This window comes from Sphingobacterium bovisgrunnientis, from assembly GCF_009829085.1.
In the GTDB taxonomy this organism is placed as follows: Bacteria; Bacteroidota; Bacteroidia; order Sphingobacteriales; family Sphingobacteriaceae; genus Sphingobacterium; species Sphingobacterium bovisgrunnientis.
In genome coordinates this window covers 60,217-72,458 of sequence record NZ_WUQY01000014.1, presented here as the reverse complement: position 1 = coordinate 72,458, position 12,242 = coordinate 60,217, and the positions used below count along the sequence as shown (strand labels likewise).

The 12,242-nt window shown below is 37.0% G+C and carries 8 protein-coding genes; 6 read left to right on the top strand and 2 right to left on the bottom strand.

Features of this window, described 5'->3' with window-relative positions:
- Positions 1 to 38 precede the first annotated feature (38 nt).
- Positions 39 to 1,598 (top strand): hypothetical protein, encoded by a 1,560-nt coding sequence (locus GOQ16_RS08750; protein ID WP_160068933.1) that lies wholly within the window; start codon positions 39 to 41, stop codon positions 1,596 to 1,598.
- A 105-nt stretch (positions 1,599 to 1,703) separates the two neighbouring features.
- Positions 1,704 to 2,300 (top strand): DUF4126 domain-containing protein, encoded by a 597-nt coding sequence (locus GOQ16_RS08745; RefSeq protein WP_160068932.1) that lies wholly within the window; start codon positions 1,704 to 1,706, stop codon positions 2,298 to 2,300.
- Here GOQ16_RS08745 and GOQ16_RS08740 read toward each other — a convergent pair whose 3' ends face one another.
- A complete protein-coding gene (locus GOQ16_RS08740; RefSeq protein WP_160068931.1) occupies positions 2,301 to 4,085 on the bottom strand; it encodes an ABC transporter ATP-binding protein in 1,785 nt (594 codons plus the stop codon).
- Between the two features lie 45 nt (positions 4,086 to 4,130).
- Positions 4,131 to 4,892 (bottom strand): DeoR/GlpR family DNA-binding transcription regulator, encoded by a 762-nt coding sequence (locus GOQ16_RS08735; protein WP_160068930.1) that lies wholly within the window; start codon positions 4,890 to 4,892, stop codon positions 4,131 to 4,133.
- Positions 4,893 to 5,019: 127 nt separating this feature from the next.
- Between GOQ16_RS08735 and GOQ16_RS08730 the strand changes: the two genes are divergently transcribed.
- From GOQ16_RS08730 to GOQ16_RS08715, 4 genes are all read left to right on the top strand, one after another.
- The gene (locus GOQ16_RS08730) at positions 5,020 to 6,585 is read left to right on the top strand and encodes a glycerol-3-phosphate dehydrogenase/oxidase (RefSeq protein WP_160068929.1); all 1,566 of its coding nucleotides are present in this window, start codon (positions 5,020 to 5,022) and stop codon (positions 6,583 to 6,585) included.
- 32 nt (positions 6,586 to 6,617) lie between these two features.
- The gene (gene glpK, locus GOQ16_RS08725; RefSeq protein WP_160068928.1) at positions 6,618 to 8,120 is read left to right on the top strand and encodes a glycerol kinase GlpK; all 1,503 of its coding nucleotides are present in this window, start codon (positions 6,618 to 6,620) and stop codon (positions 8,118 to 8,120) included.
- 26 nt (positions 8,121 to 8,146) lie between these two features.
- Complete coding sequence (locus GOQ16_RS08720; RefSeq protein WP_160068927.1) at positions 8,147 to 8,872, top strand: MIP/aquaporin family protein; 726 nt, start codon at positions 8,147 to 8,149, stop codon at positions 8,870 to 8,872.
- Positions 8,873 to 8,995: 123 nt separating this feature from the next.
- Positions 8,996 to 12,238 (top strand): SusC/RagA family TonB-linked outer membrane protein, encoded by a 3,243-nt coding sequence (locus GOQ16_RS08715; RefSeq protein ID WP_160068926.1) that lies wholly within the window; start codon positions 8,996 to 8,998, stop codon positions 12,236 to 12,238.
- Positions 12,239 to 12,242: the final 4 nt, after the last annotated feature.

Below are 12,242 nucleotides of genomic sequence, written 5' to 3'. Positions count from 1 at the left end.
AAAGACTGGCATTTCTATAAAGTTATGACTATATATTTATGAATATTAAAAAGATTATACTTTCTGTTTTTGTTTCAAGTGCCTTTTGGGGATATGCACAAGCACAATCAGTAGACGATGTGGTAACATTTTCTAAAGATGACAATCCAGCCTCGGCGCGTATAAAGGGTATGGGGAATGTACAAACTTCTCTAGGTGGTGACGTTACAGCTATCAATGGAAACCCAGCAGGACTCGGCTTTTTTAGTCAATCAGATATATCTATTACGTTTGATTATTTGCAAAACTCGAACAAAACAAATTTCCTTGGCACGGATTCAAAAAGTAATAAAGGAAATTTCGGCGTGACACAAGCGGGTATTGTTTTTAATTTCCCCAATCGTAATCAAATTGCTGGTTATTCTGGCTGGCAGAATTTTAATATGGGGCTAAGCTATAATAAAAAGCAAAATTTTAATAATTCATTAGTTTATAGCGGTATAAATAATGAAACTTCTTACGTCAATAATTTAGCAGATTTGATGCATGATGATAATGGTTTCAGAGATGACTTTTATAGATCAAAATTGGTAGAAAATTTTGCATCGCCGTCAGGTCGATATTTTCCCTTAGCAGAAGAAGGTTATGACAAAGATCAATTAAATGATGTGTTGACAAAAGGTTCACATAGTAATTCTGCTATTGCTTTTGGAGGAAATTATAATAACAAATTTTATATAGGTGCTACTTTGGGTCTTTCGTTCTTTAAATATGAAAAAAGTAAAATTTTTGAAGAAAATGGACTAACAAAATTAGCCGTAGATGTAGCCAAAGATAACCCTAACTCCGATTTTGCAGACCCTACGCATCCAGACTATATTAAATTTGGGGATAAAAGTTACCAACTTTTAGATGATTACTCGCAAATCAATGAAGGATCAGGAGTAGATTTTAAATTGGGATTGATTTATAAACCAACTACAGATTGGAATATTGGTTTCACAATCACTACCCCAACTTGGCTGTCCATTTCGGAGACAACTAATGCTTTCACCGATGTTAACTTTTTCCCTGATTTGAATTCAAACGACTCATTTCACAAGTATGAATCAGATCTTTATTCTAGCGATCAAGACTATAACATTACTACGCCTTGGAAATTTGCTCTTGGTGCTACAAAGTTTTTCAGTAGAGGAATGATTAGTGCAGAGATGGAATATTTGACTTACAATACAGCGAGATATTCAAATCCTTCGAGATTTAATTCTTTTAATGGCATTAATAATGATATCAAAGATGTGTTAAAAGGAGCAGCAAATGTACGTATAGGTGGCGAATACCTAATTAATAATATTCTGAGTGGACGAGCAGGGTTCAATTACTTTGGCAATCCTTATAAATATGCTGAAGAGTCAAATGTGAGTGGAAGTATTGGTCTAGGTGTGAAATTAACCAGTAGCTTATACATGGATGTTGCGTTAGTACATCAAGTTAACACATACAGTGTTGCACCTTATGTATTAAGTGACTTTTGGTACGACAGAGGTAGTTACGAACCTATTGCTGATTTAAAACATCAACGCACAAATGCTGTTTTGACTTTAGGCGCTAAATTTTAGATAAATAATACATAAAAAATAATCAGTAAGAGTGAAGCTAAATGTCTTCACTCTTTTTTGTTTAATACAATTAGTAATCTTACATTTAGGTATAAATCTAAGACTATGGAAGAATTAGGTCCGTATATACTTAGCCTATTTATCGGTATAGGTTTAGCTGCGGCTACAGGCTTTCGCGTCTTCCTGCCGCTATTCTTCGTCAGTTTAGCTTCGTATTTCCAATGGATTCCGCTACAAGAAAATTGGAATTGGTTAGCATCGTTACCAGCATTGATTTTACTCGGTAGTGCAATGGTCTTCGAAGTATTAGCTTACTATATTCCTTTTATTGACAATTTATTAGATTCTATAGCGATACCACTCTCCGCTATCGCTGGCACGCTATTATTTTCATCCCAATTTACTGAATCCAACGACATACTAAAATGGGGGTTAGGGATAATAGCTGGAGGAGGTACAGCCGCCACCATTAGTTCCGCACTATCGGCATTAAGAGTGGCATCGACATCGACAACAGGTGGATTAGGCAATTCTGTAGTGTCCACTGTTGAAAATACAGGTGCAACAGTAATGAGTGTTTTAGCTATATTTCTACCCCTATTAGCACTACTATTCACCGTATTTTTATTGTATTACTTTATTCGATTTGGTAAACGAATGTGGAGTAAGATCTTCATAAAAGACTTGAAATCCGAATCCTAATTAATTATCCTGCATACTTTTGGTTATCTTATCAATATTCAAACTATTGGCCATAGCCGAAAATATGCGATGGTAAGTCCCTTTTTGATCATACAAATCTTCGTGTGTGCCATCTTCAACCACCCTACCCTTTTCCATGACAATAATGTGCGAAGCATCTATAATTTGAGATATAGAATGTGAAACTATAACCACAGTTCTACCGACTTTGATCGCATCCAAACTATTTTTTATTTGTTCGGTTGCGATTGCATCCAAATTCGCTGTTGGTTCGTCCAAAAATATTATTGGGGGATTTTTTAGAAACATTCGCGCTATTGCAATTCGCTGTTGCTGACCTCCAGACAATAAATGCGCTTCAGAATCATAGCCTTTTGGCAATTCTAAAATCTGCTCGTGTATATATGCTTTTTTCGCTGCTTCAACAACTTCTTCAAGTGACGCTGAAATCTTTCCATAACGGATATTATCTGCTATAGATCCTTTAAAAATATGATTCTTTTGTAAGACCAATCCAATATTGTCTCTCAAAAACTTCGTATCGTATTCTCTTAAATCTACTCCATCCAAGAAAATAGCACCAGAGGAAGGGTAATAAAATTTGTCCAACACATTTATAACTGTACTTTTTCCTGCACCGCTAAGACCTACCAAAGCAGTTATTTGATTTGGTTCTATACGCATCGACACATTATGTAATGCTGAAGTTCCATTTGGATAGTCAAAATTCACATTTCGCATTTCGATAGCTCCGACAATTTTTGTTGGACGATAGTTTCCTGATAATTCTTTTTGATCATCTGCTTTTAAAATATGAAAAAAGCTTTCGGAATAAATTAACGCATCATTTACCTCATCGTAGATACGATGCAATTGACGAATTGGCGCAGAAACATTATTAAACAACATAATATGAAACATAATAGCACCTAAAGTCATTTGCTCATTAAGAACAAAATATGCCGTAAGAATGATAACTAAAACAATACCTATCTGCTCAATAAAGCTTTTGAAACTGTCGAAAATATAACTTGTTTTACGCGTAGACATTTGATTTTCGGTCATGTCATACTGAATCTTTTGGTGACGCTCCGCCTCTTCACCTTCACGTACAAATGACTTAATAACCGTAATAGAATCGATAAGATTTATGATTTGATTGCTCTTATTTTCTCTGTAGAAACGCATATTTCTTCGAAATCCCGAAAGTTTTGAAGCTTGCAATTGTGAAATATAGAAATAAATAGGCACTGTAATCAACCCGATCAATCCTACGTAGAAGTTTGCAAGAAACATAAAAACCAATGCCACAACTGCCGTTGTAAATAACGGCAGAATATCTATAAAGAAATTCTGAACCAAACGTGTTAGAGAACTAATTCCAGCGTCAATCCGTGTTTGCAATTTTCCAGACTCATTATTTTCTGCTGTGTAAAATGCCATTCTATAGGTCAATATTTTTTCAACTATAGTTTGTGAAATATCACGCGCTATCATGATTTTCAATTTTTCGCCATAGAATTTTTGACCAAATTGCACCAATGAATAGATTATTTCCTTCCCTAGAAGAATGATCGAAATGATACCTATAATATGCATCCCCTCGCGCAATGGGGTTTGTGAAACGAGAAGATCACTGATTTTGTCTACAGTAAATTTTAATACAAAGGCATTGATCTGAGCAGCGAAAGAGCCGACCACTGTCAATCCTAAAGCTAGAAAAATAAGGTGTTTGTATGGTTTAACAAACGGAAGAATATTTCGGTATAATGCACTTATTGTCATACGATAAGTATAACAATAAGTTTTTGCATTTGTTTACCCTATATATTATTTAGCAACAATTGTTTGTATTCCCAGAGAGTCAAATAGTTCTTGAAAAGATGGCGGAATATCATTGCTAATTATCACATCGATATTAGAAAAATCGGCAATTTTACCAAAGCTTTTTCGGCTAAATTTGCTTGAATCAGCTAGCACAATTACTTGTTGCGCCACGGCTATCATTTTTTGATTCAATAAAGCTTCTTGCGCACTTGTCGTCGAAATCCCATATTCCAAGTCAATACCATCAACTCCCAAAAATAATTTGGAACAAAAAAACTGTTCCAGCGTATGCATCGCATATTGTCCAGTCACAGAGGAAGAGGTATGTCTGACCGTCCCTCCCAATTGGATAACCTCCACATTGGTATGTTTTATTAATTCGAAAGTAACGTTTAATGCAGATGTGACCACTGTTAAATGACCGTGTGGAACTATTTCTCGTGCAAAAAATTGCGTAGTCGTACCCGAGCCAATGATTATAGAATCATTGGGCGTAATGAAATTCGCAGCAGCTTTTGCAATACTACGTTTTTCATTTTCGTGAATTTTTTCTTTTTCAATGACAGACCTATCGGTCTGATAGGGGTTTTGTTTTGTTACGCCTCCGTGCGTACGATACACCAGACCTGAATCTTCCAAGAATTGCAAATCCTTTCGTATTGTTACGGATGACACACTTAAGGTTTCGCATAGTTCTACCACGGAAACGTGCCCCTTTTTATTTACTTCCTTGATAATGTGCTGATGACGTTCGACGTTGTTCATAATAATCTAAATTATCAATTAATTTTAAAACGAAAGCAAAAGAAAAAATATTTTTCCTTTTCTTTCGTTTATTTACGTTTTTTAGTAATTTTACGCGATAACCAAAACATTTTTATATCTATTCAAAATGAAATTCACCAGAAACGAAGCTATAAGAAGCATTGAGAGCACTCAAGAATGGGACATTACTATAATCGGTGGTGGTGCTACAGGCCTTGGTATAGCAGTCGATGCCGCATCCAGAGGTTATAAAACTTTACTTATTGAAAAGTACGATTTTGCAAAAGGTACTTCCAGCAAAAGCACAAAATTAGTACATGGCGGTGTTCGCTACTTAGCGAATGGCGACGTGAAGTTGGTTATGTCTGCACTAAAAGAGAGAGGATTAATTTTTAAAAATGCACCTCATGTTTCTTTTGTTCAAAGCTTCGTAATTCCTTCCTACAATTTCTTTGGCAAAATGAAGTTTTTGATAGGATTAAAATTATACGATTGGATGGCCGGAAAACTTCGTATTGGAAAATCCACATTATTGAGCAAGTCAGAGGTTATCGAAAAATTACCAAAAGTAAAACAGAAAAATCTTATCGGTGGTATTCAATATTATGATGGTCAATTTGATGATGCGCGCCTAGCGCTTAATCTTGGCCAAACTGCTCATGAAAATGGTGCAGTTGTATTAAATTATGCCGAAGCATCTGCTATTACCAAAGATGCTCAGGGAAAAGTGACAGGTATCGAATTTATTGAAAGAGAATCAAATAAAAAATACAGCATCAAATCCAAATCTGTAATCAATGCTACAGGTATTTTCGTTGATGACATTTTGAAGCTTGATGTTGCTACACACAAAAACTTAGTGAGACCGAGTCAAGGTGCGCATATCGTTATTGACAAAAAATTCTTAGGAAATGTCGATGCATTGATGATACCAGAAACAAGCGATGGTCGTGTATTATTCGGTGTGCCTTGGCACGGAAAAGTTCTTTTAGGAACGACAGACACACCATTAAATGAGCATCAGATCGAACCTCGTCCATTGGAAGAAGAAATTGAGTTTATATTAAATACCGCTAATGCCTATTTGGACAATGCGCCAACACGCAACGATGTCTTGAGTGTTTTCGCTGGCTTAAGACCATTGGCTGCACCTACAGATAAAGATAGCAACAGTACGAAAGAAATTTCACGTGATCATAAATTAATCAAAAGCACTTCAGGTCTTGTAACGATTACTGGCGGAAAATGGACTACATACCGTAAAATGGCTGAAGAAACTGTAGATATGGCTATCTCTGTGGGCGGTTTGCAACCAAAGGCATGTGCTACTACTACTCTACGGATTCACGGTTATTCAACAGAAAGACGCGATGGCCACTGGCAAGTTTATGGTTCTGATACAGATGAGATTCAAAAATTAGTAAAAACTGATTCCTCATTAGGAAATAAGCTTCATCCAAATTTTGATTTCATCGAAGCGGAAGTAGTCTGGGCTAGCAGAAATGAGATGATCTATAATATTGAAGATTTTTTAGCACGAAGAATACGTTTTCTTTTATTGGATGCAAAAGCATCATTACAAGCTGCTCCACGCGTAGCTGCATTGATGGCTGCTGAGCTGCATAAGGATGAAAATTGGATTAAGTCACAGCTAGAAATGTATAGTGCACTAGTGAAAAGCTATACACTATAAATAAAATTGTAACTCTATAAACTAAATTTGATATGAAAAAGGAATTTATTCTTTCCTTGGATCAGGGTACAACGAGCTCAAGAGCTATCTTATTCAACCACAATGGGGAGATTGTGGAAGTAGCACAAAAAGAGTTTAAACAAATTTATCCAAAATCGGGTTGGGTGGAGCATGATGCGCAAGAAATTTGGTCTACGCAGCTTGCTGTCATGACCGAAGTTATTGCCAAAGCGAATGTAAAGCTGGACTCTATAAAAGGTATTGGCATTACTAATCAGCGAGAAACAACGGTTGTCTGGCATCGCAAAACTGGAAAACCAATTTGTAATGCCATAGTATGGCAAGACAGACGCACAGCCGAATATTGTAAATCCATTGCTAAAAAAGGCTTGGACACAATAATTCAAGAAAAAACGGGCTTATTAATCGACTCTTACTTCTCAGCTTCCAAGATTAATTGGATACTTGAAAACGTAGATGGAGCTCGAACAATGGCTGAAAATGGCGATTTGGCATTTGGAACAATTGATACTTGGTTAGTTTATAATCTGACAAATGGTGAAAAACACGTCACGGATGTATCGAATGCATCACGCACTTTACTTCTAAATATAGATACATTACAATGGGATCAAGAGCTTTTGGACATATTTGAAATTCCAAAATCTATGTTGCCACAAGTCGCAAGTAGTTCTGAACTATACGGGCATACCTCTTTGGAAATTGGCAATGTGAATATTCCGATTGCAGGTATTGCTGGTGACCAACAAGCTGCTCTTTTTGGTCAATTGTGTACAGAAGAAGGCATGGTGAAAAACACGTACGGCACAGGTTGTTTCCTTCTAATGAATATTGGAAATAAACCAGTAATTTCAAAAAATAAACTGGTTACTACTGTGGGTTGGAAGATTGGGGACGATGTAAAATATGCCTTGGAAGGAAGTATTTTCATCGGAGGCGCAGTAGTACAATGGCTTCGTGATGAATTAGGTATTATCAAAAAATCATCCGACGTAGAAGCATTAGCAACAAGTGTTCCTGATACCAATGGTGTATATCTAGTTCCCGCATTTTCAGGCTTAGGGGCTCCTCATTGGAATGCTAATGCGCGTGGAACTATCGTAGGATTATCACGTGGTTCAAAAGATGCTCATATAGCTCGTGCCTCGCTAGAAAGTATAGCTTATCAAACTCATGATATCTTAAAAGCTATGGAAAATGATTCCCAAAACAAGATTCAAGAGCTTCGTGTAGACGGCGGTGCGACAAACAATAATTTTTTAATGCAATTTCAAGCAGATATTGTACAGACAAAAGTAATTCGTCCGGCAGTTACCGAAACAACAGCAATGGGCGCCGCATTTTTAGCTGGTTTAGCCGTAGGATTTTGGAAAGATTTAGATGAATTAAAGTCGCTGTGGAAAGAAGACAAAGTTTTTGAATACACAGAAAATTCAGCTAAAAATGAAACGTTACTGAAAGAATGGAAAAGAGCTACTGAAACAGCGAAATTCTGGGCAAATTATAACGATTAAGACCTTATTATTAAAACTCTAAAATTATGGAACCTATTTTAGCTGAATTCATTGGTACTGCAGTGATGATCCTCTTGGGGGGAGGAGTTGTGGCCAATGTCGTTTTAAATCAAACAAAAGGTAACAATTCGGGTTGGATTGTAATTACTACAGCCTGGGCAGTCGCTGTATTTGTTGGTGTGACTATCGCTGGACCTTATAGTGGTGCACACCTCAATTGTGCAGTTACCCTTTCTGTATTATTGATGGGCGAATTTAGTTTTGCTACGGCATTGAGTTATATGGCAGCACAACTGGCTGGAGCGATGTTGGGCGCTTTTGTTGTTTGGTCAGTGTATAAAGATCATTTTGATGTCACTGAAGATGCCGGCGCAAAACAAGCTGTTTTCTGCACAGCACCTGCGATCAAAAATCTTCCGAGAAATTTATTGAGTGAAATCGTAGGTTCTTTTGTACTTATTTTTACCATTCTACATTTTCAGGATGCTACACTAGATACCACTACTCCTATTGGTTTAGGATCAATTGGGGCACTTCCTGTTGCATTTTTAGTATGGGCAATTGGACTTTCGTTAGGCGGAACTACTGGCTATGCGATCAATCCTGCAAGAGATCTAGGTCCCCGTATTATTCATGCTCTTCTACCTATTAAGAATAAAGCAACTTTTAATTTAGAATATGCTTGGGTTCCAGTTCTAGGTCCATTCATCGGATCTGCTATAGCGTCAGTATTGTATATTTTAATTTATTAAAAATAAAAAGTGAAATAAAACCACAAAAACCTACTAAAAACATATGATTATTATGAGTTTAATATTGAGTTAACATTGACTTAATATTAGCTCTGCAATTTAGCAACGAAAAATCACACACCTATGTTAAATAAAATTAAATGGAGAAATGGGGACAAACCATTTCAGACCAAACTTATTTGGCTTGCACTTCTTTCTAGTCCATTTGTTGGAACCATTCATGCTTCAGCATTCAATGCAGAAAATGCCTTTATGGTACAACAAACCATTAAAGTGACAGGAAAGGTAATAGATGCAAATGACAATCAACCTTTATCCAATGTATCAATCCAAGTGAATGGCAAGGCAGCAACATCTACAAAAGTGGACGGTTCGTTTGCATTGGATATTCCAGCAGGTGCGGAAGTACGATTCCATTTAATTGGATATGAACCGTTTGTACAAAAGTATACACAAGCCAGCAGCACTGTTACGATAAGATTAAACGAATCTTCTCAAGATATTGATGAAGTCGTAGTAACTGCATTGGGGATTAAACGTGAGCAAAAAGCCTTAGGCTACGCCGTAAGTACCGTTTCAGGTGAACAACTTACAGATGCAATTTCAAACAATTGGTCGGATGCACTTGTAGGTAAAGTTGCAGGTTTAAATGTGACCAAATCAAACGGAGGTCCGCTTGGTTCAAATGAAATTGTTTTAAGAGGTGAAACATCATTTTCGGGTGACAATAGTGCATTAATCGTAATAGATGGTGTTGTGATGGAAGCCGGCAAAAGAATGACCACAACAGGCCAGTCTAATTATTTATCGGATGATTCTCCTGTAGATTTTGGTTCTTCCTTGTCGGATATTAATCCTGATGATATTGAGTCGATCACTGTCCTAAAAGGTCCAGCAGCATCAGCGTTATATGGTTACCGCGGTGCGAATGGTGCACTTATCATTACTACCAAACAAGGAAAAAAAGGTGGTGGCTTTGGTGTTTCAGTGAATTCAAACACTACATTTGGTACAATAAATAAATGGCCTGACTATCAATATGAGTATGGTCAAGGAGACATCGGTCAAGATTTGTATTACTCCTATGGCCAATCTGAAGATGGATCGTCAACCTTGAGTACATCATCTGCGTGGGGACCAAAATTTGATGGACAAATGTTCTATCAATACGACCCCGCGTATTACAGGGAAGTAGCTCCAAACCGTACCTTATGGAAAGCATACCCTAACAACAGAAAGGATTTCTTCACTACAGATTTAACGGCAACAAACAGTGTAAGTATTTCTGGTTCCACAGATAAAACTTCAGCGAGATTTGCTTATACAAACGTTTACAACTCGTGGATTATTCCTAATATGGGATACAATAGAAATTCTATCGCGGGTAATTTGACAAATCAATTAACGGAAAAATTATCTTTCTCGACGAAGATTAATTACAATCATCGTGGTTCAGATAACTTACCAAATTCTGGTTATAATAACCAAAGTTACATGTACTTTATCCGTGGAGTAGTCCCGAACTGGGACTCTAGGTGGTTTGAGGATAACTGGAGACCTAATGAATACGGTATCACACAAACAACGCCCTTCTCCAATCTATTGGATAACCCGAGAACCATGTCGTACGACATGATAAACTCACAAAATAAACATCAAGTGATAGGTAATCTTCAAGCAGATTACAAATTTACACCTGAACTAAGTATCATGTTGCGTGGAGGACTTGATTTTTCTTATGATCAACGTACCCAATCAAGACCATTCGACACTTACAAATACGCTTTTGGCTATTATCGTGAACAAGGAGTGTACAACCAAGAGGTAAACACAGATTTCCTTTTGACCTATAATAATCAGCGTCACGATGATTTCAAATTTGGTGGTAATTTGGGTGGAGCGATGTTGGTGAATGTGTACGATCGAGAAGATGGTTGGACGAGATTGTTAAGTGTACCCAATGAGTATAACTTTTCGAACTCAGCAACACTTGTCACTTATGATCCATACTTATCAAAATATGCTGTGAACAGTTTGTATGGTATGGCGAATGGTAGTTATAAAGATGTCTTATTTTTGGACGCTACATTACGTGTAGACTGGGCAAGTACGTTGGCTTCTCCTAAAAAAGGAAATGTAAAGCCTTTCTTCTACCCTTCTGTCAATGCCAGTTTGGTGTTATCCGATATCTTCGAATTGCCTGAAGAAATCAGCTTCTGGAAATTTAGAGCAAGTGCTGCAGGTGTAGGTGGTGGCGGTAAGCGTCCTTATTTGAACAGCTACACATACCCTCGTGCAACAAACTTCCCTGGCGGTGCATTCAATCCTACATCCATTCCTGATGAGAATTTGACTTTTGAAAATAAAATCTCTTATGAATTGGGGTCAGAATTCAGAATGTTTAGAAACCGAGCAAAAATAGATGTAACGGTATATAAAGGCTTTAACATCAATCAAATCATAGAAACACCTATTGATCCTTCATCAGGTTATAGAAACCAAATCATCAACGGTGGTAAAGTGAGCAATCAAGGTATTGAGATTGAATTGAACGGTGATATTATTAAGAAACCTGATGGCTTCAGTTGGTCAATGTTTGGTAACTATACTGCTTTCGACACTAAGATTGAAGAGCTTCCTGTGATGGATGAAGAAAAACCTTTGGTATTGTCTACAATTTATGGCAGTAGAGGAACAGTAGAAGCTAGACTTGGCGGTCGATTTGGTGATATGTATGGACTAGGATACAAACGCAATGAAGCTGGACAAATTATCTATAGTTCTGGACTTCCAGATTACACAGATGATGTCATATTTATTGGTAATCCAAATCCTCGTCAAAAGTTCGGTATAGGAACAAGTTTAGGTTACAAAAATTTACGATTCAATATCCTATTTGATGGTCAATTTGGTGGTGTAGGCTACTCTCTTACACACGCTGTATTAATGGAAGAAGGTAAATTGAAGAAAAGTATCCCCGGCAGATACAATGGAATTATCGGTAATGGTGTGGTAGATAATGGAAATGGTGTGTATACTCCAAACACGACTGTAGTGGCAGCTGGAGATTATTACCGCAGACATTTTAACAGAGATAATATCGAATCAAACACATTTTCTACGGATTTTGTAAAGTTAAGGGAAGCACGCTTGGATTATACATTACCAAAAGATATGCTAAGTAAATTAAAAGCCAACAAAGTAACAGTTGGTATTTACGGAAGAGATCTTTTAGTATTTAGTAATTGGCCAGCATTTGATCCAGAATTTGGCTCTCTAAATTCGAGCGGAGTGGAAAAAGGTGGAGAGATCGCCCAATTCCCATCAACACGTAATTTTGGTCTTAACTTATCACTTTCTTTCTAATAGT

Excerpts from the sequence above, each read along its gene's own strand:
- GOQ16_RS08750 (WP_160068933.1), top strand. The coding sequence starts at position 39 with ATGAATATTAAAAAGATTATACTTTCTGTTTTTGTTTCAAGTGCCTTT.
- GOQ16_RS08715 (WP_160068926.1), top strand. The coding sequence starts at position 8,996 with ATGTTAAATAAAATTAAATGGAGAAATGGGGACAAACCATTTCAGACC.
- GOQ16_RS08735 (WP_160068930.1), bottom strand. The coding sequence starts at position 4,892 with ATGAACAACGTCGAACGTCATCAGCACATTATCAAGGAAGTAAATAAA.
- GOQ16_RS08720 (WP_160068927.1), top strand. The coding sequence starts at position 8,147 with ATGGAACCTATTTTAGCTGAATTCATTGGTACTGCAGTGATGATCCTC.
- GOQ16_RS08745 (WP_160068932.1), top strand. The coding sequence starts at position 1,704 with ATGGAAGAATTAGGTCCGTATATACTTAGCCTATTTATCGGTATAGGT.
- GOQ16_RS08740 (WP_160068931.1), bottom strand. The coding sequence starts at position 4,085 with ATGACAATAAGTGCATTATACCGAAATATTCTTCCGTTTGTTAAACCA.
- glpK (WP_160068928.1), top strand. The coding sequence starts at position 6,618 with ATGAAAAAGGAATTTATTCTTTCCTTGGATCAGGGTACAACGAGCTCA.
- GOQ16_RS08730 (WP_160068929.1), top strand. The coding sequence starts at position 5,020 with ATGAAATTCACCAGAAACGAAGCTATAAGAAGCATTGAGAGCACTCAA.